Genomic DNA, 20,432 nt, shown 5'->3' with positions numbered 1-20,432 from the left:
GTTCCAAATCTCGCTAAGGCCTCAACTCTTTCAGGGCCTGTAGAGTTTGCCATCTGATCACCAAGCTTATGCAAAGCCTGCGCAACTTCCTCGTTTCTTTGATCGCGTTTTAATTTATAGCTTTCGGGTGCCATAGATTCGTCTTCAACGCAGTTTAATGCAGCTGTTTCAAGAGCAAAGCAGATTGTTTTACCAAGGTCTTTACATGTTTCAATTGGACGGGACGCCATATGAAGAACATCTGTAGCGCCATAAGCTATTCCATAAACAACGCCTTGCGCGTAAGGCAGTGCGGCTGTAGCAATATCGCGCGACAACCTTAGGGCTATCCAATCAACATCCATAAGCTGTGATGCCAGTAATATTTGATTGCTTTTATTTGCCTCGTAAGCTGCATCTGCAAAATCAGCAACACTTGTTATAAAATTATTTTGATACGGAAATTGCACCTGCAAAGTTGCCGCTTGCGATAAAGCGTCACACATCTCACGATGTATTTGGTGTTGCAAAGCTGTACCAAAAAATCTTTGATAATCTGTGTAGTTTAAATCATGGGCAGCTAGAAAACCTACCGTTTGCGATGATAGATGAAAATCTTGATCGTGCTGCTTGTATCCTTGCTCAATAGTTTTAGATAATTCTTTTTGGCGCTCACACCATTGCATTGCAAGATCAAGACTTGGACAATCTGCAGCATCAAAATTACAAGCTTGGTGTCTTTCTTTTAACAATTGTTCTTGAAAGATTCGTGCTTCTTGTTGCTCTTGTTTTTCTTTTGCGAGTTGAGCTTGTTCTAATTCAACTTGTTTTTTTTGGTCAGTGATTTTTTGAATCCGTTCAATCTGCGTATTTTGTTTGTTTTGTTTATCCTGTAAGCCTTGAAGCTGTTGCTTGAGTTCTTTTTGCTCTACTTTTGCAGAACTCTGCTGAACCACAAAAGAGTCTCTGCTAGGATCTCGCTTCATAATATCAGTCAGTTTTTCCCACCAAGATTTTTTACTTAAAAGTTCTAGTTGATTGTTGATCGACTCAAGCTTATTGTTTTGATAGTTAAGTTCATATTCTTTTTCAGTAGCTGAAATGGTAGTTGACTCTTTTTCTGCGAGAAGAGATGGCAATATTTGTTGCTCTATTTGGTCAGAAGAGGAAGTTTCTAGCTTGTTTTCAAAATCACGTGTTTCTTGTTCAAATCTATGAATTATCCTGTCACATTCTTCAATAGCAGCGCTTATTAATTCTATTTCAGCTTTTAAGTTTAGTGCCATTGACATGTCATGTAGGTCCTTTGTAGTCAACCTATCTTGATTGCGATAAGGATTAAATATTGACTGACTATTAAATCCATTTTTTGTTAAATCCTCGACAAAATAGGTATGAGGATTTTCTCGATTCAGAGATGAAAGTTTGTTTTTTAGTTCACAAAGAGTTATGGCAAGAGCATTTTTGTGAGCTATTGCTTCATTGCGCGATAGAAGGCAATATGAATTTATACGACTACTTATTTTATCTTGAACCGTTGACGCAAAGCTTGAAAAAGAAGAAAAGAATTCTGATTTAGTATTTATAAATCGCGTTTGCGCTACCTGTTCTAGCTTGGCTCTCTGGATTATTCCGGATAAGCATTTTTGTTGTTCGTTTACATCAATGCTGTTTGAGAATCTATCATGAATTGTATCGGCGGATGATGAAGGCTGCCAATTAGTCGTCACTGGTTCTGGGTGATTATCAACATAAAACTGACTGTTTCTAATCTCATCACCTTTGCTTAAATCAGTCTGTACTTGATTGTCGGCTATTCTGTTTTGATTTTTCTCATTTTCATTGCTATTTGTAGATCCATCAGCATCCATAGCCATAGATACAATTTTTGTGGTTTCTTGAGCTGTTTTCACCATAGCGGCAGCTATCATTTCTGTGGTTTCTTGAGCTGTCTGCATCATGGCCTCTACCGCAAGAAAAGGGCATCTTACAGCCAAAGAACTACGAAAAGGGGCTGCTTGATTTAATGTTCTTGCTAGTGCAACTCGAGCGATTTGCCTGATTGGAAAAACAAATGAATAGGCGAGCAATGATAGCAATAACGATTTGTTTATAGTTTGTAGCATAAAAAACTTCCGTTTTTAAAAGTGTTATTGGTTGTGAAGTTCTTTTTGGGTACCATATTTTTGAAGAGATCTATTTGCAATAATTTTCATAAACTTTTTTACAGCCATAACCAAGTCCAGTAGAAATTGGTCCAACGGGTATTCCTAGAATAGATGAATTAATTGCTGCTTGTTTTAACATGTGCTCACCACTAGCTTGATCGTCAAAGTTTTTTTGTGATTGTTCTATTTGCGAATTAGCAATTCTTTGTGATTGGAAATAGTATTGTATGCAATAATCAATGTGGTTGCGACTGCTGCAAGAGGTAGAGTAATTCTAGGATCACGAAAATTCGTCTTAAAAGTATGTTTCCATGTTCCTATTTCTCTTTCTAGCTTTCGCTTAGGATCTTTTTTTGTTTCTTTGATGATACGAGTAAAATAATCACCAGGAACAAACTTGCTACTTTTATCTGGTACGGATGGTGCTAATATTGCTTGCTTGGTTGCTCGAGCTACTAGGTTTTGCAGATCTCTGTTTGAAAATCCTTTTGTTTTTTTAGCAAGATAAGCAGCTGTAATCCATTCAGGATACTCAAGCATATATTTATCTTTTTTTGTGGTTAAAAAGTAGTCTAAAGTTGCTTCTCTATGCTTGTCTGTAGGTAAAGAAACCTCAACTATAGAAGTTCGATTGGTAATTTGAACCGGTAAATCATCTGTTCTGTTCATGGTGCCAATAACAATTATTTTACTATTGTTCAGCTTGTCTAATTCTTGCCAAAAGCTTATTAAAATATTGCTTTCATGATTGTTTTTACCAGCATGTTTTTTAGTCAGAGCTTCTAGCTCATCAAATATAATAATGCATGGTTTGCCTAGGCTTTTTTCTAACCTTTGTGCATATTCAAATATTCTATTTAAATTTTGTACTCCTGAGTTCATATACTCAGTTGATATGCTTCCTGCATTAAAAAACAAACAGGGCGATTTGGTTTTTATTGCTATTGCTTGAGCTAGGCAAGATTTGCCGGTTCCAGACATTCCATGTAAAATCATGTCTTTTTCATTATCAAAAAACACTCTTTGATTAATGCTAGAAATAGTGTCGTTTATTTCCCTTGGACAATTTGTCAGCACTTCTTCTGCCAAAGTTTGATTAATGCTTAAAGGCCGAGCGCCAGGAATTCCTAGCGTTAATAGATCTTGATAAATTTCTTCCTGCTTTTTAAAAAATTGCTTATAAGCTTCGTTTGTTGCAAATGTTTCGGCATCTGATGCTTTTGTGTATCTAAAGTCGCTTGTGTTAATAAAAGAAGAGCTTAAAAAGCAGAACAATGTAAATGCTTTAGATATATAGTTTTTGCTTATTGTATCCAATGTAAGCATAGGGTAGATACGGCGTATCATAAAGTATTCCTAATGATAAAAAGTAAATTATTATAATTTGCTTTTTACTACTCTTTTAATATGTAATGGTCATTGTCCCTTCGGTGGAAGTAAGGTTTTTAGTTCAAATATTTGCTTGTTTGTTGCTTATTTATTGCAGTGTAAAAATTTAATTTGCTTAACGCGCATATAATTAAAGTTTGATAATTGCGATTTAAAAATTAGAAAAAGTAAAAACCAAAAATATAAGCAAAGATATTGGCAGTTGTTAATTTCATACTGTACTTTCATGTCGAAAATTGAATTGTATATATACTTTATGCTTTTATAATCTGTCAGACTAGGTGTAACGTAAAATATTCTCTCTGAAAATATGCATGGTAAAAATCCATTCAATTGCTTGAATGGATCGATATTTTAGACTTTTTATGGAAACATAACAAAAGAGCACGCGACAAAAAGAGTGTGCGAGCTTTACGAAATTTATTGCAAAAATGAAGTATGCATACAAGCTACCAGCCGTTTAGAGTTTTGTGAAAAAGCATTGTTTTTTAGATGTTTTACACTATTGAATCTTGTTGCAAAAATAGTTTGAGTTTGTGAAATGTTTTTGATTATATCGCTTTTTTAATTGATAGATCCATAACATGCACATCGTAATTCAGAATTGTTTTCTTGAAAATAAGCAGCATATCGATCACCCAATGAAAAATGCCAAAATTCATTTAAGTAGTTGATAAGTCCTGATGAATTTGCAGCAATAAGCATTAATAAACGGTGGTTTTTTTGTTGGCTGGTGAGCCTGTTATCAGTAGAAAATGTTGGTGCAAGTGTCCCACTAGTATTAAATCGACCCATGTCGCAAAAGCTGTTTGATTCTCGATCAAAAATATGAATATCTACCGCAGCACCGGTTGAGTGGACAGGAACGTTATCAATGTAAGGAGAAACCCATTTTGAAGTTTGAGCGTATGCTTCTTCTTTGGTCATGGTTGGATTTGCTAAACAAATCTCTTTCATTTTAGCTTCAAAAAGTTCTTTTTGCGTTCCAAGATCACGAAGCCCTTCAAATAATTTTATTTCAAGCATGCCTGCTTTATATCCAAAAGCTGGAGCAAGTTTGTCCAAATTGTCGAGCATCTCGATCAATGCTTGAAAAACTCCAGCTCGGACTTTGCTATGACTATCTGAACGAGGATCAATATCACTTGGAAATTCATGAGCAAGTAAGCAATCCTCTTTTGTCATTACGCTGATGCGAGGATGATTCAAAATCGTAATATCAACAATTGACTCACCGTTTTCCTTGATAGGAATTTGTTTAATGCGCTCATCGGCAATAGCAGGTGCTTGACCGCTGATAAATAATTGTAATTGTGTTGTCAGTAGTTTGCTGGTTGGTTCGCTTATTATAGAGCGTTTTTCATCGAGTCTATCTTGCCAGTCAGAGTTTAAGCTAAGAAAATATATAGACCCAAAAAATATAATAATTGCATACCTCATGAAAGTCCTTTGTTTTAAACGATAGAATTATATTATATGGCACTTTAAGCGCGTAGTTAATTTATTACAACAAATTTGTGAGCATTGTAATGCAAGGGTGCATTTTTATTGCTTTATATAAGGGAAAAAATTATTCTTATCTTGTTTGTAAATTAAATAAACTTTACAGGGATTAAAATGCAAAATTCATTTGCAAAAAATGTTACGATAAAAAAATTAATGCACTTTGGAGATTTCATGAAGAATCTATTTTTATTTATGTTTTTGTTTTTACTTTCGCCAATGGTTCAAGCATCCTGCTCTGCGGGCTCAGGTGTAAAAGAGAGTGAGAGTATTGATTTAAAAAATCATTTTCAGCTTCGAAGGTTATGGAATAAAATCGTAGAAGCTAACCAGAATGTTTTTAAACACGATGACGATAAATGCTCTTTACGCGACTGTGGCGGTAGATGCTTTCAAGGCAACTATGACAGATGGCAACAAACTGAAATGAGCGAGGCAACACAGCTTCGCGTTATATCTTGCTTAAAAGATGTTGATTTTGAGCGTACGCTTAATGATATGAGGGTTGTTAGTTATATGTATGCTTCACTTGGCAAGAGCGATTTATTAAAAAGTATGCTTGATGCTGATTTGGTTGGTCCAGAGTATGGATTTTTTAGTAGGGCTGATCGGTTGGGTCATCAAAATATCGTAAGGATGCTGCTACAGCACGAAAAATTTGATCTTAAAAGTATTAAACTCACAGATCTTAAGAGTCCTTCTACGATCTTAGAGCTGCAGCATCGAGGAATTGATTTTAATGCTCAAGAATTTTGTGGAACTGAATTGGGCGATGTTCCTTTAGAATACTTTGCAGATTATGGAAATGTAGAGATGGTTAAAGCTTTAATTTTTGTTGGAGCTCGGTATAAACCAAATGGCTATGTTTATAGATATCGTCGACAAGGAGGTTCTTATATTCCAGTATTGGACCTTTGTAAAGAATATTATAAGAACAGTTCTTCCTATATTGAGCAAGCAGAAGACCCAGCAGCAATAGCTAGCCTAGCAATAAGCGGTTTTTCATCGCAGAGAGATCCAATCAATAAGGCTGCTGCTTTTTTAAAGAAATGGGCTTGTTCGGCTACAAGCTACAAAAAAATTATTGACATGCTTGAGCATCCTGAAATCGTTTGTAGGCCAGGTGGCATTAAGCTACCAAGGTGAAATTAGTTTGTCTCATCTTCAACCTAAAAAACATTTTCCTATTCTTATTCCTTGTGGCTTGCCGTGTCCGCCATAGCCAAAGTCGACGGCCGGAACCACGAGGTCCAGCATAAAATAAAAATCATTTTAAGCTTTTTATAAAATTACATGGAATCTTAATAGATTGCTGCACCTGGTGGCTCAAGCCACAGGAAATAAGGCGTGAAAAAAGAGCATTGCTTTTTGTCTGCATAAAACCAAAAAATATACTTTCAGAAGAGGTCTATTGTCAGACTAGCTGAGTTGTAAAATATTCTGCTTGAAATATGAAGAGTTAATAAAAAACACAAAAAAAATCCGGCGACTACAAGAGTACGCGGGCTTTACAAAATAATGAGTTTGTTACAAACACGAAGGATGCATACAACTTGTCATTTAAGAATGATCTTTACGTTGTTGTTGCTGATCGTACTAATTAATTCTGTAATTAATCGTCTATGGCATTGATCAGGCGTTTGCTCCCAGCATAAAAGAGTTACATCAGTAAATTTTGAAATATCGATAATGAATTGAAGCATTCTTTGGGCGTCTGAATTATTCTTCATCTCCAGTAAAAATGCATGCTCATATTCATACCAGGTTATTTTTTGATCTTGATAGGATTGCAAAAGTAATTCAGATGGAGCCAGTGCTGAAATTAATAAATCATAATCCCCACGAGGCTTGCGCATGATTGATATCCGAATGCCATCATGTATTTCTTTTTCTGCTTGAATGGATTTTGCTTGCAACATAACAACGCCCTTAGCTCAATTAAAATATTTATAAATTCCGAATTCGAGCGCCCCATCGAAATAAGGTTTCATCAGGGTAATTCAACGATTTTTGCTCGTCTAAAAAAGAAAAGCCTAATTTGTTCTGGTAAAATTTTTCGCCCACTGTTTTGGTTGTGGTTAAAACGTAAGCAAAAGAAATAGCATCATTTTTGTAAAAATCATCCAAAGCATGACACATTAAAACATTGCCTAGGTTTTGCCTTCTGTGTTTGTTTAGTATGGCAAGCTGATCGATTTTTCCTATGCTTTTTAAAGGATGGCAAGACGTATATTTAATGTATCCTGCCGGAATGTCATTTATTTCTAAAACCTTGGTAGTGGTAATTGATCCATTTACTTTATTATCAATTTGCCCTAGCTCATTACAAAGTGCTCCTATGTGCATAGCCTGTGCGAAAGCATAGTCACGTCTTGCTTGATGAGATTTCATTCCAGGGCTATCAGGAGAGCTAGAGAAAAGCTCAGGATAATGCTCTATACAGCATTCAGTAAGAATCGAGACATGTTTTGTAAGCAAAAAAGGTACAATTTTGACGATTGGGTTGTTAAAGATTGTTGTATGTATAGCGAGGGTCAATAAAAAGATTGTTTTATGATTCATGATTTTTACTTAATTTTTAACTTGGTTTAATGGATTAAAGATTGATTATTTAGGTTGAAAAAAAGCCCGCGACTACAAGAGTACGCGGGCTTTACGAAATAATGAGTTTGTTACAAACACGAAGGATGCATACAAACTACATTTTTCAATTTTGAATAATTTTTAATTTACGGTGAGTTTTATTGTTTGTGTGCCTTTAGCGGCAAAACCAGAAGAAGTTCGGTAAGGAACAAAGACTGGCGGGATTGACGAGACTCGAACTCGCGACCTTTCGCGTGACAGGCGAACGCTCTAACCAACTGAGCTACAACCCCACAAAGTTTTATGATTCATTTAATGAAATGAATGGCTCCTTGGGCTGGACTCGAACCAGCGACCTAACGATTAACAGTCGTTTGCTCTACCAACTGAGCTACCAAGGAACAAATTTTGGTGGGCGGTGCTGGATTCGAACCAGCGACCCCCAGTTTGTAAGACTGATGCTCTACCAACTGAGCTAACCGCCCCAAACTTTTTACACGTATATTTCTAAGAAAACTTTTAAGATATAAGAATTGTATCGAATACGGGCTGCAAAGTCAAAGCCTAATATCAAAAAACAATCATATTTTTTCAACTTTCTAAAACTATGTTATTTGGTACAGTATATTTTAATCATTTTTATATCATTTCTATGAGCAAAGAGGGCATATTATGTCAAAAGTTTCAGATACGTTAAAAAATATTTTTTGGGTTTTACTCATTATTCAATTTGCAGTCCCTGTATTTAAAGGTTTAAAAAAGCAGTGGTCAGACCATGTTGAACCTAAAAACAAAGTTGGCATGATTGTAATGTCTAGCGTGATAACATCATCAGCAAGGTACAATAAACAGTTGAAAGAGTTTTTTAAAGACAATGAGATTAAAGCTATTTTAATTAAAATGGACTGTCCTGGTGGAGCTGCTGGATCAACTCAAGCAATTTGCCAAGAGATCATTAACCTGAAAAAACAATATCCAAAGCCAATTGTTTCATATAGTGAAAATCTTTGTGCTTCTGGTGCTTATCAAGTAGCCGCAAATACTGATTATATTGTGGCATCTGGTAGTTCTTTGGTTGGAAGTATTGGCGCCAAGCTTGGAACTCAAATGAGATTTAAAAAGCTTTTAGACGCTTACAATGTTGAGACTGTCGATATTTCATCAGGCAGTTATAAAAACAGCTGTGATCCATTAGCTGAAATTACAAAGCAGCAAAAAGATATGCTTCAGCAGTTAACAGATGATTGTTATGAGCAGTTTGTTGCTGATATTGTTAGGTGTCGTCATCTTTCAGTTGATCAAAAAGATGTTTGGGCAAACGGCAAAATATTTACTGGTCATCAAGCTTTTGGTTTGAAACTTATTGATGAAATAGGAAATCAAACAACTGCTTTAGATTATATTAAAAAACAGATTTTACATTCTGATCGAGAAATAGAGTTGATAAAAAAAGCTCAGCCTTCAATTTTACAAAAAATTATGCACAGCGATGATGAAAGCGATGATGAGCTTGGATGCAATGTTTCAACCTCAATTTGGGGCAGCTTATTTAGTTTTTTACAAAAACAAAGTGTTTCTTTTTAGGATATTTTTTTCAGGTTTCTAGAAATTGACAAAACCTTTTTTGGATTTAGGATTCAAGCAGAAACAAATTAAAAAAAGGAGTTGTTTATGTCGTCTGCTAAAAATGCCTGTAAGATTGCTATTTTAAAGTTAGAAGCTTGCGCTTTAATGTGTGAAAAGCATGTTAAGGCTACAGCCTCTAAAAAAGATTGTATCCAGCCAGCAAAGGATGCAATTGCAGCAAGCAAGCAAGTGATTGCTGAGTGCCGCTTACATATTAAAAATTGTGATAGTGCGCCATGCAAAGCTTTGTGTAGTGCATCTATAAAGGCTGCCGAAAAAGCTGTCGAAAAGTGTACAGCTTGTATTGATGCAAGTGGTGGCATGGGTTCTGATTCTGATTGTATGATTGTTTGTAAAGATTGTGCGATCGCATGTAGGGCTAGTTTAAAAGCTTGCAAAGAGTGCTCAGAAAAGATGTGCTCATAATATAAGTATTTGAAATTTGTAAAAAGAGGTGCCTTGATTGATAAATTGATCAAGGCACCTCTTTTTGTATTGAGATAATCAGGTCGTGGACAGACATTGAGTTTTTTGATACTATAATAATAAGTTATAAGGCCAATATTTCTAAAAATTAAAGAATTTATTATGTCAAACGCATCTAAAATCCGTAACATTGCAATTATTGCTCACGTGGATCACGGAAAAACAACACTAGTTGATCAATTATTAAAACAATCAGGAACAATCAATGACGCAAAAGATCGCGTCATGGATTCAGGTTCTATCGAAAAAGAACGCGGAATTACTATTCTGGCGAAAAACACTGGTATCGATTACAACGGATACAAAATCAACATTGTTGATACTCCTGGTCACGCTGACTTTGGTGGAGAAGTTGAGCGTACTTTGCAAATGGTAGAAGGTTTCTTGCTTCTCGTTGATGCGGCAGAAGGTGTGCTTCCCGGTACTCGTTTCGTTCTTCAAAAAGCGTTAAGCCTTGGCTTACGTCCGATCGTTGTTATCAACAAAATTGATAGAAAAGATGCTCAAATCGAGCATACAGAGCAACAAATTTATGATTTGTTTCTTGATTTAGTTACCGATGAATCACAGCTAGAATTCCCAACTCTGTACGGATCTTCAAGACAAGGATTCATGACAACAGACATGAAAATCTCTTCAGATACGTTAATGCCTTTGCTTGATACTATCGTTCAATCGATTCCTTGCCCGGTTTCAAAAAGTGATACATTACAGCTTTTGATTACAAACCTTGATCATTCAGACTTCCTTGGTGCTTTGGCTATTGGACGTGTATTTAGTGGAAGCTTTAAAGTTGGCGACCAAATTATAATGTGTCGCGATGAGAAAATAAGTCAACCTACTAAAATCACTAAAATATGGCAGTTTTTAGGTGTGGAAAAAATTGAAGTTCAAGAAGCAAGCTTTGGAGACATTGTTTGCGTTTCTGGATTTACAGTTTTGCCTGAACTTGGTGCAACAATTTGTGCACTTGGAAAACCAGCTCCGTATCCTTATGTTAAGGTGGATGAGCCAACGCTTATTATGTATTTTTCTGTAAACGATTCTCCGTTTAATGGAAAAGAAGGAAAACTATTAACATCTCGCCACATTAAAGAGCGTTTAGATCGCGAATTGAAAAAAAACGTAGCGCTTCGTGTTGAAGCTACTGAGTCTGGAGATGTTTTTAAAGTTTCTGGTCGTGGACAATTACACCTTGGTATTTTAATTGAAACAATGCGTCGTGAAGGCTTTGAGCTTCAAGTTTCAGCTCCTGAGGTTATTTATAGAACTATTGATGGTGTGAAAAATGAGCCGTTTGAGCTTGTTGTAATTGACGTTGAAGATCAATATCGTGGATCAGTCATGGAAAACCTTGGACAAAGAAAAGCAGAATTGGTTAACATGAAGCCTCTTCATGATGGTCGTTTGCGTATGGAATTTGAAATGCCATCACAGGGTCTTATTGGTTTCCGTTCTCAATTCTTAATTGATACTCGCGGAACTGGTATTATTAATATGAACTTTTTAGGGTACCGTCCGGTTAAAGGAGAAATCCAAAAACGTCTAAAAGGTGCTTTAATTTCTATGGAGAATGGTTCTGTGACTGCATATGCTCTTGATACGCTACAAGAGCGTGGAGTTTTGTTTGTACAGCCAGCTGATAAGGTTTATGAAGGCCAAATCGTTGGTGAACACTCTAGGGATACTGATTTAGATGTTAATCCATGTAAGCTTAAAAAATTAAGTAACATGCGTTCTTCTGGCACAGATGATGCGGTTAAATTGCCACCTGTAAAGCCTATGTCTTTAGAGCAATGTATGGAATGGATTAGACCTGATGAATTGATTGAAATTACACCAGAGTCTGTTCGTTTGCGTAAAAAAGATTTAAAAAGAAGATAAAGCGTTGAATTTCGCTTGAGAAATGTTTTAAAGCTGGGTGTAATAGCAGTGCTGCTATTACACCCAGTTTGGTTATTAAATTATATATTATAGGGGTAGATTATGGGTATCAAAAGTAAATCAATTTTTTCAATCACCAGATTAAGTGCCCTTCTGGTTTTTAGCTTAGTTGCTCAGATACAACCTTCTGAGTATGATCTGCAGCCTGATAGTAAAGAGCTTGATGATGCCCTTGGTGAGGATGCTTCACCGGTAGATGCTAGTCGTAAGCTTGGTAGGGTAGATAGTCTTGATATGTATTCGTCAAGGGACAAAAATAGTGAAACGGGCTCGCGTTCAAGTGGTAAAAAATTAAGTTATGCCTTTGCGGGCACTTTTAATTCTGACTACGAGGCAGAGCTTTCGGGTGGCTTAAAGCGCTCAGAAACAATATATGTTAATGCTGAATTTGCAAAAGAATATAAAAAAACATTAGAAGGTGGATCTGATGTTTTTGGTAATCGTGAGCATAGTGTTTTTAGCACATCGCTAGAATCTCAAGAGGTTATGCCAGAGTCAAGTTTTGCACAGTCAAAGCCTTTGCAAACAAGTTTGGCACTTTCGCAAGAAGCGCAATTGATAGTAGATGAGCTTGATGAGGGTGGTTCGATGATAGGAGTTTCTGGGCATTCTATTTCTCGGCCTATTGCGAAAAGAGAGTTGTTTACCTTTGCAAAAATAAATATTAATGATGGCGAGTCTCTTGTGCCTGTTAATAATATTTCATCTGGGCAGAGGGCTTTTAGCCAAGTGAGCTTTACTCAAACAGAGGGATCTGGTGACAATCCTCAGGATTCTGTAAATCCTCTTTCTGTTCCTACCCAAGAGTCTGGAAATTCTGACAGAAATGATCAAAATGTGAGCCAATCGGTTCCAATGGTAATGATTTATAATAAAAAGCCAGATGCTTCTTTAGACCGTTTATCTTGTTGGCAGCAAGTTTTGAACTGTTTTTGCTGCAAAGGTAATGAAAAAGAATAATTATTGCTTGAAATAATCGATTCTTTCGAAGAGTCTTTTGACAAAATCAGTAAATTTGTCCATACTTAAAGAGTATAATTTTGGTAAGATAAAGGTATTATTCTATGAAACAAGGTATTCATCCAGAGCTATTTGAAGTTGAAGTCAAATGCACTTGCGACAATTCATTTATGACTCGTTCAACAAACAAAGATATTCGTTCAACTCTTTGTTCTAGCTGTCATCCATTTTTCACTGGTCAACAAAGATTTGTTGATACAGCGGGTAGAATTGAAAAATTCAAAAAGAAATATGCTCAATAATCGATTTTTACTTACGTTTTTGGATAATTTGTGTTTACTAAGTGGGACCAATTAGAAATCTTACAAAAGAAACTAGAAGACCAAATTTCTTCAGGAAGCGTAACGTCAAAAGATCGTGCTGAGGTGCAACGAAACTTGTCAAATGTTTCAGAAATCCTTACAGCTCACAAACAGTTAGAGTTATCTCTGCTGTCTTTAAACGAAACTGAAAAGCAAGCTCAACATGAACAAGATGTTGAGCTTGCTTCATTGTTTTTACAAGAAATTGAAGATTTAAAAGCACAAATAAAACATCAAGAAAAAGAACTCGAAGACATGATGTATACTGCTGATGAGTTAAGCACCAGAAGCGCTTATCTTGAAATTCGAGCAGGAACTGGTGGGCAGGAAGCTGCTTTGTTTGTTGCAGATCTTTTGAAAATGTATCTTTTGTATGCAGAAAAACGATCGTGGAAAACAGAGATCACTACAGAAAGTGGTACTGATTTAGGCGGTTTAAAAGAAGTAGTTGTGCATATAAAAGGTAAAAACATTTACGGTTCTTTAAAAACAGAATCAGGCGTTCATCGAGTTCAGCGCGTTCCGGCTACAGAAACTGCTGGGCGTGTTCATACATCTACCGCAACCGTTGCGGTTCTTCCAGAAGCAGAAGATGTAGATGTTCAGTTAAATGATTCAGATTTGCGTTTTGATGTGTATCGTTCTGGTGGTGCTGGTGGTCAGCACGTTAACACTACAGACTCTGCGGTTCGCGTTACTCATATACCAACCGGTGTTGCAGTTGCTTGTCAAGAAGAGCGGTCTCAGCATAAAAACAAGGCTAAAGCTCTTAAGATGCTTCGCTCTCGATTACTTGCGCATGCTCAAGAACAACAAAAAGCAAAAGAATCTTTAAATCGAAAAGAACAAATCGGAACAGGAGAACGTTCTGAAAAAATTCGAACTTATAATTACCCTCAAAATCGCGTTACTGATCATCAAGTAGATTTAACTTTAAAGTCATTAGACTTTGTTATGCAGGGTGATTTAGATGAAATTATCAATGCACTTCTTGATCAATCTCGAAAAATGCGTCAAATGCTCCCAGTTCTAGAGCAACTATAAATTATTTAAATTCTTTTAGAAATTAGAGTCATTTTTGTTATCCTGTACGCAGGGTAATATATTTTTTTATGACCTCTTTTTGAAAGGACCTTTTTCATGGTACTCTGTAAAAACGTTATAATCTTTTTTTCTATCTGCTTTGTTGTGGTTTCAAATATTTCTTCGTCTTCTTGTCTTTCGTTAAGAAAGAAAGATGAGATTCAAAAAGAACTTGATAACGTTGTTATGTCTAAGATGTTTAGAGCAATTAAAGCGCACAAGAAATCAAGGCTCAATAAAATTATAAATCATGAAGTAGCTGCAAGAACTCGTGGCATTAAGGGTCAGAATTTTGAACCGATAACCTTAACTATTGTTGGCTTAAATTGTTTAAAGTCCCAGGCTTATAAGGAAAATATGGCACGTATTAACGCAAGAAAAAATAATAAATAATAAAAAAAGGTCGTTTATGAAGACATTATTTGCTCTGTTCGTTGGCTTGCTATTTGTATCTTGTAATTTGTCTGCTCTGCGTCGAGATCGCGCTCATGATAGAACAGTCGTAAAGGCCTTTGTGCTCGCCATGCTAAAGCATGATTTCATACAAGAATCTATGATTGAAAGAGCTGAAATACAGCGCATACAACGAGAAGATAATATGGATTGGTTTCAAGCTTTAAAAAGAGTTTTTCGATTACATGATAAGGCTACTGCTAAATATGCTTTTATAAAAAGAATGAATAAAAAACCAAAAAAACCTTTTATCTTTTAAGAAATTATTATGCCTTTGGTGAGCATAACACTTTTTTAGCCATCATTAAAAATGGAGTCGTCATGGCAATGGCAATAATTTTTATAAGATAACTTACAATTATTATATGAAAAACATTGTCAACGATTCCATAAAGCCCTAAAAAGCTAAATAAAATGGTATCAATAAGTTGAGACGTGCATAATGCAAAGTAGTTTCTTAAAACAAAGTACTTTCCGTTCGTGATTCTTTTAATATATCCATAGAGCTGCATGTCTGAAAACTGAGTAATCAAATAAGCTGCAAATGATGCCGTCGTAATGCGAATTGTGTACGTCATGATGTGTGCAAATTGTGCGTGTGAATCATCAAACTGCGCAGGGATGTATGCTAGAACGCATTGCGAAATAATCATATAAAAAATTGAACAGGCAAAACTTATCCAAATTGCACTCCTAGCAGACTCTTTGCCATAAAATTCTTGTAAAAGATTTATGCCAAAACTAATACCGACAATAAAAGCATCCGCGCTTGTTACAGACCATCCAAAAAGAGTAATCTGTTTTATTACAAAAATATTTGCGACAACAAAAAGCAGAGAAATATATGCGATGAGCGCTGATTTACCCAGCTTGCCAAACAGCAACGTGCTTATGCTGATTGCGCATACATGGATGGTAAAGATTAGTTCATTTATCATAATTTTTTGCATTTCATAAAATGACCCAACTGAAAACAGCTGGGTCATTTTAGTTAATTGGTTAATTTAAGAAGCAAGGTGTGGATAAACTGATATGCCTATCATGATTGCAGTAACTGCAAACACAGGCAGTTTAATCCATTGAAAATCAAATAATTTATATGCAATATTGCAAAGCGTGATAGTTAAAATGATTGGGTATCCAGCAGTAATTATTGGAAAGCCCCATGTGATAATATTTGTTAAACCAAAATTGGATATAACTGTTGTTGTTGTAAGAGTTATAATCAAGCAGCTTAGATAGCTTATTTGTTTATCAAAAAATTCATTTCGTAAATATTCTGAAAATACGACTGCGAGTGCTGTAGCTGTTGCTAAACATTTGATCAATACTGCAACAACTAAAAATAGAATTCCATGTTGGCCAATTACATGCAGTGCAATGATTCTAAAAATTTCAGCACCATTCATATCACTCGTTACAAGATGAGCATAAAAAGCACTTAGTGAAATAAATCCAACGTAAAAGGCAGTCATTAAAGCGGCTGTGATAACACTACCTTTTAAACAAATTGCGGCAACTTGTTTTGATGAAATTGCTTCAACTGAGTTATCTGATCTGATTAAACGAATGATAATGTATGCAAAAAACAAAGCACCAAGTAAGTCAAGTGTCTGAAAACCGTGAACAATTTGCTCTAAGAAAATGGTGCTAGCAGGACGAATTTGTTCTATTGTTGTGCTCGCATTCATCAATCCTTTTATGATTATAAATCCAAAAGATGTAATAATAACCGGGCTCATATATTTGCCTAAAATATTTAAAACTTTAGATTCTCTGTAGCTAAAAGCAAAAGTTAACAAACAAAAAAAAGCGCTAAAAGCAGCAAGTCCAACATTAGGAAGCAGCGGAAAAAGCATTTCGTATGAAACGGTAACGCAACGAGGAATTACCAGGAAGGGCCCGAGGATGAGCATGCAAAATAAAATTGCTAAAAAACCAGGAACTTTGCCAGCTCTATTAAAGAAAACTCTGTAGTTTCCATCAAACAAAATCATTGCAACAAGTCCGATAATTGGAATTAAAACGCCCGTTAGTAAAAACCCTAAAGTACCAACGATATATTGACTACCAGCAGCCACTCCAGCCTTGATTGGATAAATCATGTTTCCAGCACCAAACAACATGGTGAAAACTGCAACACCGATTGTAAGAAAGCTTACTGATACATGTTTTTTCATTTAAATCCTTGTGTAAAAAAATACTATACTTTAAATAATACGGAATTTTGTATTTTTATCAAATTTCATGCGATTTGAAAGGTTAATTGTAATTTTTAAAAATATAAAATATTCAAAAATTTAAGGAGCCTTTGAAAATTTCAAGGGCTCCTTTTTTTATATCAAAATATAAAATCTTGTGGTCTATCTTTGAGAGTGGCGAACGTATTTTTTATTTGTTGGGTCCCAAGTTTCATTTTTAGATTTTTGTGCTGTTAAGATTTCTGGGAAGATTTGTTCTGGAAGTAATCGATGTCCGCATTGCAAACATCCGTATCCATAACCTTGGTCTATTTTTACTTTTGGATATTGCCAACAGCTACATTGACAATCAACTATTTCTCGTGTTGCGCGCCTTAGTCCTTGCCCGGTGTATTCAAAGCCCCGACATAAGTTAGAGCTGTGTAAAGAGTTTGCAATAAAAAGCAGAGAGATGTACAACAATTTTTTCATAAGGCCCCCCTTTGAGTTATTTGTTTTCTTAAAAAGAAGGTAACAATTTCTCAAAGGCGAAAGCAATATTTAATTTATGTATTGTGCTTGATGATGAATTCAAGCCATCCCTGGGGCGTTCCCGTATCAAAACGTTCACCTTTGAGTTTGACAGCTAAAACCTTAAATCCTTTTTTGATCATCAGGTTAATCGTGTCGGGAAGTAAAATTTCACCGCCTTTACCAGGTGGAGTTAACGGAATGTGGGCAAAAAGAGATTGGTGTAAAATAAAACGACCGACAATTGCTAAGTTTGAGGGCGCATCTGCCGCGTTTGGTTTTTCGACTAAATGATCAATTTCGAAAATGTCATGAGCTATTTGTGTTCCTGGAGCAATAACTCCATAAGCTGAAATTTTTTCATATGGAACTTCAAGAACCCCAATAACCATAGCTTGATGCTCGTGAGCAACTTTTGCAAGGTATCCAATTTCTGGGTTTGTTCCAAAAATAATATCGTCTGGGTATGCCATTGCAAAAAATTCATCATTTTGAATTGCTGGTTGCGCATGCAGCAGGGCGTTTGCAACGCCTTGTGGTTTGTTTTGAATAAAATATTGAAACTTTGCGATGCTTATCAGATCGTTAAGCTCTTTAAGACAATCGCTTTTTCCTTGTTCTGCTAAAATCTGTTCTAGGTGATGATTCCGTGCAAAATAATCTAAAATTACGCCTTTTTCTGGAGAAAGAATAATGAGCATGTTGTTTATTCCTGCATCTACACCTTCTTGGACAATGTATTGAATTGCAGGTTTGTTTGAAAGTGGCAGCATTTCTTTTGGAATTGATTTTGTAATTGGTAAAAAACGACTACCAATTCCTGCTGCAGGAATAATTAATTTTGTAATTTTCATATTAAAATTGCTTTAAGAATTGCAGATTACTGCTATGTAAAAGTCTAATGTCTGAAATTTTATATTTAAGCATTGTGAGCCTAGTTAACCCAAATCCAAAGGCAAATCCTGAATATATTTTAGGATCTATGCCGCCATGTTTTAAAACATTTGGGTGAATAAGTCCAGCTCCCATAAGCTCAATCCAACCGGTTCGTTTGCATGTTGAGCAACCGCTTGAGCAAAATGGGCACGAAGCGTCAATCTCAAGTCCAGGTTCAACAAAAGGAAAGTATCCAGGTCGAACCCTAATTTTGATCTCTTGCTCAAAAAGCTTGCTCAAAAAAGTTTTTAATGTTGCAAGCAAGTTTGAAATCGAAACATCTTTTGCAATGTACATGCCTTCAAATTGCATAAACATAAAATCGTGCGACGCGTCAGTTGCTTCATTTCTCATAGTTCTACCAGGAGCAATAATTGCAATTGGAGGCGTCTGCGTTTGCATAGTTCGAATTTGCACGGTTGAGGTTTGCGTTCTAAGCAAATGAACTGGGTCGATCCAGAAGGTGTCAGAATCTTCTCGAGCTGGATGATTTTGTGGAATATTTAGTGATGTGAAGTTAAAGAATTCTGTTTCAAGCTCAGGTCCATCGGCTACCGCAAATCCCATTGAAATAAAAATATCTTGTATTTGTTTTGTTATTTGAGTGTATGGATGCAAGCTGCCATGCTGAGTTGGTTTTGATATGGTCACATCAAAATACTTTTGTTTTTCTTGCTGAGCATTGATTTGAGTTTGAAAAAAAGTCTCTTTTTTTTCATCAAATTGTTGTTGAATCTCTTTTTTTAATTCATTTAGGCTTGGACCAACCAAACGTTTTTGATCGGCGTCCATGGTTTTTAATTGTTCAAAAAGTTGAGCAATACTTCCTTGGCGTGATAGATATTGTAAGCGAAAAGTCTCAAGATCTGTTTCATTTAAAACGTCATTGAGCTTTTGTATTAAATCTTTTTTTAGTTCATTTAAATTATTTAAATTCACGTTGGGTTTAGTCCTAACCTCGTAGTCCTCAGGCATGACCTGGAAATCGAGTAATTAAATGGCATTTTTCAATCTCTTCATCATTTAAAATAGCGTATCAAAGGTTGCCTTCCTTTGCAATTAGGTTTTTGGGTGCGTGTCGTGGCAAGGCGATAACCTATGCAAAGAGTCGAATGGGTACGTTCTGATTAAGTTGATCACGTAGCAATATTTGCCATCTGGATACAAGATATTTCAGCCAAATTCACAATAATAAAAAAATATCACAAAACTCTTGTTTTTTGGCTTTCAAAAAGGGTATTCTTGATTTAAGAGGTTAAATTAAAGTGTAAACAAAGTTTTTTAAACAATGTTTTACAAAAAATGGAGGAAGTATGAAAAAAGTATTAATGGTATCAATGTTGGCTCTGTATGCAGATATTTCTGCAATGGAAAATTATAGCAATAGTCCAGATCAGGTTGAAAGTAGCAGTGAAGAGGATAGAAACAATACCCCCTTACATATCGCTGCTGAAAAAGGTGACGTTGAGTCGATTCAAAGGCTTATAAGACAAGGGCACGATATAAATGATAGAAATTCTTTTGGAGAAACACCGCTACATCTTGCAGCATCAGAAGGTCATTTAAATGCAGTAAAAGCTCTTTTAAGGGTTGGGGCAGATGCAAATGCAGTTGACCGAGATGGCGATACTCCGTTGCATATGTCCTCTTTAGATGAACATCATGAAGTTTCCAATGAGCTTATTAAGGCTGGGGCAAAAGATAATATTGTAAACATCTATGGTCAGACAGCATCTGATTATGCAGCATTAAATAAAAAGCTAGAGGAATTAGATAGCCAGATAGAAGAAGATAATATTACTTATTCAAGCGTTGATGCTTTAGATAATCCGCCAAGGTTAAGACAAAATAAAGTTTCATAGTAAATAAAAAGTCTTTTTGTGGAAAAGATATAATAATAAAAAAGTCGCCTCATTTTTATAAATGAGGCGACTTTTTTATTGAATGTATCAAGTTTTGCAATGCAAGATCATGGATTAATGGTTATACAAATTATTGATTTGTCTATCATGCTGAATTATCAAGCGATTAAATAATTTTGGTCGTATCTCTATTTTCAAAAACATCAAAAATCGATAATGGAGATGATTTTCATGTGCGTCATATGTGTATAAAAAAGACCTTATTATCGAAAAAGAACAAAATCGATAAAAAAAGATAAACGTATTTACATCAATTCTGCTCATTGTGCATTGCCTAATTTTCAGCGTAAATGCACTGATGCAACAAGCAGCTTTTGCAAAATCCGT

Annotated in this window: 21 protein-coding genes and 3 tRNA genes; 10 read left to right on the top strand and 14 right to left on the bottom strand. The window is 35.6% G+C overall.

Annotated features, from left to right (window positions below):
• From NTU89_03430 to NTU89_03420, 3 genes are all read right to left on the bottom strand, one after another.
• On the bottom strand, positions 1–2,105 hold a 2,105-nt coding region (locus NTU89_03430; GenBank protein ID MCX5923593.1), incomplete at its 3' end, for a hypothetical protein.
• Positions 2,106–2,330: 225 nt separating this feature from the next.
• Positions 2,331–3,494 (bottom strand): AAA family ATPase, encoded by a 1,164-nt coding sequence (locus NTU89_03425; protein ID MCX5923592.1) that lies wholly within the window; start codon positions 3,492–3,494, stop codon positions 2,331–2,333.
• Positions 3,495–4,100: 606 nt separating this feature from the next.
• Complete coding sequence (locus tag NTU89_03420) at positions 4,101–4,976, bottom strand: hypothetical protein (GenBank protein MCX5923591.1); 876 nt, start codon at positions 4,974–4,976, stop codon at positions 4,101–4,103.
• A 177-nt stretch (positions 4,977–5,153) separates the two neighbouring features.
• On the opposite strand from NTU89_03420, the gene NTU89_03415 reads away from it, so the two are divergent.
• Positions 5,154–6,185 carry a hypothetical protein gene (locus NTU89_03415; protein ID MCX5923590.1) on the top strand — a complete coding sequence of 344 codons (1,032 nt, stop codon included), beginning with the start codon at positions 5,154–5,156 and terminating at the stop codon, positions 6,183–6,185.
• Positions 6,186–6,595: 410 nt separating this feature from the next.
• Here the strand turns inward: NTU89_03415 and NTU89_03410 are convergent, their stop codons facing one another.
• From NTU89_03410 to NTU89_03390, 5 genes are all read right to left on the bottom strand, one after another.
• Entirely contained in the window at positions 6,596–6,958 is a 363-nt protein-coding gene (locus NTU89_03410) for a DUF488 family protein (protein ID MCX5923589.1), read from the bottom strand.
• A 28-nt stretch (positions 6,959–6,986) separates the two neighbouring features.
• Positions 6,987–7,601, bottom strand: coding sequence for a GNAT family N-acetyltransferase (locus NTU89_03405; GenBank protein MCX5923588.1), 615 nt, complete (start codon positions 7,599–7,601; stop codon positions 6,987–6,989).
• Positions 7,602–7,838: 237 nt separating this feature from the next.
• Positions 7,839–7,915: transfer RNA gene (locus NTU89_03400), tRNA-Asp, on the bottom strand.
• A 32-nt stretch (positions 7,916–7,947) separates the two neighbouring features.
• Positions 7,948–8,023: transfer RNA gene (locus NTU89_03395), tRNA-Asn, on the bottom strand.
• Positions 8,024–8,031: 8 nt separating this feature from the next.
• Positions 8,032–8,107 (bottom strand) — tRNA-Val (locus NTU89_03390).
• A 187-nt stretch (positions 8,108–8,294) separates the two neighbouring features.
• Between NTU89_03390 and sppA the strand changes: the two genes are divergently transcribed.
• The 8 genes from sppA to NTU89_03350 all read left to right on the top strand — a co-directional run bounded on the left by sppA (position 8,295) and on the right by NTU89_03350 (position 14,795).
• The gene (gene sppA / locus NTU89_03385; GenBank protein ID MCX5923587.1) at positions 8,295–9,206 is read left to right on the top strand and encodes a signal peptide peptidase SppA; all 912 of its coding nucleotides are present in this window, start codon (positions 8,295–8,297) and stop codon (positions 9,204–9,206) included.
• Between the two features lie 87 nt (positions 9,207–9,293).
• The gene (locus NTU89_03380) at positions 9,294–9,674 is read left to right on the top strand and encodes a hypothetical protein (GenBank protein ID MCX5923586.1); all 381 of its coding nucleotides are present in this window, start codon (positions 9,294–9,296) and stop codon (positions 9,672–9,674) included.
• Positions 9,675–9,836: 162 nt separating this feature from the next.
• Positions 9,837–11,618: a translational GTPase TypA gene (gene typA / locus NTU89_03375; protein MCX5923585.1), complete on the top strand. Its 1,782-nt coding sequence runs from the start codon at positions 9,837–9,839 to the stop codon at positions 11,616–11,618.
• Positions 11,619–11,720: 102 nt separating this feature from the next.
• The gene (locus tag NTU89_03370) at positions 11,721–12,638 is read left to right on the top strand and encodes a hypothetical protein (GenBank protein MCX5923584.1); all 918 of its coding nucleotides are present in this window, start codon (positions 11,721–11,723) and stop codon (positions 12,636–12,638) included.
• A gap of 104 nt (positions 12,639–12,742) precedes the next feature.
• The gene (gene rpmE / locus NTU89_03365) at positions 12,743–12,940 is read left to right on the top strand and encodes a 50S ribosomal protein L31 (protein ID MCX5923583.1); all 198 of its coding nucleotides are present in this window, start codon (positions 12,743–12,745) and stop codon (positions 12,938–12,940) included.
• A 30-nt stretch (positions 12,941–12,970) separates the two neighbouring features.
• On the top strand, positions 12,971–14,044 hold the full coding sequence (prfA, locus tag NTU89_03360; GenBank protein ID MCX5923582.1) for a peptide chain release factor 1: 1,074 nt from the start codon (positions 12,971–12,973) through the stop codon (positions 14,042–14,044).
• A 96-nt stretch (positions 14,045–14,140) separates the two neighbouring features.
• Entirely contained in the window at positions 14,141–14,476 is a 336-nt protein-coding gene (locus tag NTU89_03355; GenBank protein MCX5923581.1) for a hypothetical protein, read from the top strand.
• 16 nt (positions 14,477–14,492) lie between these two features.
• Positions 14,493–14,795, top strand: a complete 303-nt coding sequence (locus NTU89_03350) for a hypothetical protein (GenBank protein ID MCX5923580.1) — start codon at positions 14,493–14,495, stop codon at positions 14,793–14,795.
• Positions 14,796–14,802: 7 nt separating this feature from the next.
• Here NTU89_03350 and NTU89_03345 read toward each other — a convergent pair whose 3' ends face one another.
• The 5 genes from NTU89_03345 to pheS all read right to left on the bottom strand — a co-directional run bounded on the left by NTU89_03345 (position 14,803) and on the right by pheS (position 19,122).
• Entirely contained in the window at positions 14,803–15,486 is a 684-nt protein-coding gene (locus NTU89_03345; GenBank protein MCX5923579.1) for a queuosine precursor transporter, read from the bottom strand.
• A 54-nt stretch (positions 15,487–15,540) separates the two neighbouring features.
• On the bottom strand, positions 15,541–16,716 hold the full coding sequence (gene brnQ, locus NTU89_03340; protein ID MCX5923578.1) for a branched-chain amino acid transport system II carrier protein: 1,176 nt from the start codon (positions 16,714–16,716) through the stop codon (positions 15,541–15,543).
• Between the two features lie 183 nt (positions 16,717–16,899).
• On the bottom strand, positions 16,900–17,208 hold the full coding sequence (locus NTU89_03335; protein ID MCX5923577.1) for a hypothetical protein: 309 nt from the start codon (positions 17,206–17,208) through the stop codon (positions 16,900–16,902).
• A 74-nt stretch (positions 17,209–17,282) separates the two neighbouring features.
• The gene (locus tag NTU89_03330; protein ID MCX5923576.1) at positions 17,283–18,101 is read right to left on the bottom strand and encodes a UTP--glucose-1-phosphate uridylyltransferase; all 819 of its coding nucleotides are present in this window, start codon (positions 18,099–18,101) and stop codon (positions 17,283–17,285) included.
• Between the two features lies 1 nt (position 18,102).
• Positions 18,103–19,122, bottom strand: a complete 1,020-nt coding sequence (gene pheS / locus NTU89_03325; GenBank protein MCX5923575.1) for a phenylalanine--tRNA ligase subunit alpha — start codon at positions 19,120–19,122, stop codon at positions 18,103–18,105.
• A gap of 374 nt (positions 19,123–19,496) precedes the next feature.
• Between pheS and NTU89_03320 the strand changes: the two genes are divergently transcribed.
• A complete protein-coding gene (locus NTU89_03320) occupies positions 19,497–20,045 on the top strand; it encodes an ankyrin repeat domain-containing protein (GenBank protein MCX5923574.1) in 549 nt (182 codons plus the stop codon).
• Positions 20,046–20,159: 114 nt separating this feature from the next.
• On the opposite strand, the gene NTU89_03315 is transcribed toward NTU89_03320, so the two are convergent.
• The coding region (locus NTU89_03315) for a hypothetical protein (protein ID MCX5923573.1) at positions 20,160–20,432 on the bottom strand (273 nt) is incomplete at its 5' end.

The sequence above is a fragment of the Candidatus Dependentiae bacterium genome, from assembly GCA_026389065.1.
GTDB lineage: Bacteria > Babelota > Babeliae > Babelales > Chromulinivoraceae > JACPFN01.
Note: the sequence above shows the minus strand (reverse complement) of the source record. Positions and strands in the feature narration are given on the sequence as shown.

Bases quoted from the DNA above. Each gene is read 5' to 3' on its own strand.
- NTU89_03425 (MCX5923592.1), bottom strand. From the start codon at position 3,494: ATGATACGCCGTATCTACCCTATGCTTACATTGGATACAATAAGCAAA.
- NTU89_03420 (MCX5923591.1), bottom strand. From the start codon at position 4,976: ATGAGGTATGCAATTATTATATTTTTTGGGTCTATATATTTTCTTAGC.
- NTU89_03415 (MCX5923590.1), top strand. From the start codon at position 5,154: ATGCAAAATTCATTTGCAAAAAATGTTACGATAAAAAAATTAATGCAC.
- NTU89_03410 (MCX5923589.1), bottom strand. From the start codon at position 6,958: ATGTTGCAAGCAAAATCCATTCAAGCAGAAAAAGAAATACATGATGGC.
- NTU89_03405 (MCX5923588.1), bottom strand. From the start codon at position 7,601: ATGAATCATAAAACAATCTTTTTATTGACCCTCGCTATACATACAACA.
- sppA (MCX5923587.1), top strand. From the start codon at position 8,295: ATGTCAAAAGTTTCAGATACGTTAAAAAATATTTTTTGGGTTTTACTC.
- NTU89_03380 (MCX5923586.1), top strand. From the start codon at position 9,294: ATGTCGTCTGCTAAAAATGCCTGTAAGATTGCTATTTTAAAGTTAGAA.
- typA (MCX5923585.1), top strand. From the start codon at position 9,837: ATGTCAAACGCATCTAAAATCCGTAACATTGCAATTATTGCTCACGTG.
- NTU89_03370 (MCX5923584.1), top strand. From the start codon at position 11,721: ATGGGTATCAAAAGTAAATCAATTTTTTCAATCACCAGATTAAGTGCC.
- rpmE (MCX5923583.1), top strand. From the start codon at position 12,743: ATGAAACAAGGTATTCATCCAGAGCTATTTGAAGTTGAAGTCAAATGC.
- NTU89_03355 (MCX5923581.1), top strand. From the start codon at position 14,141: ATGGTACTCTGTAAAAACGTTATAATCTTTTTTTCTATCTGCTTTGTT.
- NTU89_03350 (MCX5923580.1), top strand. From the start codon at position 14,493: ATGAAGACATTATTTGCTCTGTTCGTTGGCTTGCTATTTGTATCTTGT.
- NTU89_03345 (MCX5923579.1), bottom strand. From the start codon at position 15,486: ATGCAAAAAATTATGATAAATGAACTAATCTTTACCATCCATGTATGC.
- brnQ (MCX5923578.1), bottom strand. From the start codon at position 16,716: ATGAAAAAACATGTATCAGTAAGCTTTCTTACAATCGGTGTTGCAGTT.
- NTU89_03335 (MCX5923577.1), bottom strand. From the start codon at position 17,208: ATGAAAAAATTGTTGTACATCTCTCTGCTTTTTATTGCAAACTCTTTA.
- NTU89_03330 (MCX5923576.1), bottom strand. From the start codon at position 18,101: ATGAAAATTACAAAATTAATTATTCCTGCAGCAGGAATTGGTAGTCGT.
- NTU89_03320 (MCX5923574.1), top strand. From the start codon at position 19,497: ATGAAAAAAGTATTAATGGTATCAATGTTGGCTCTGTATGCAGATATT.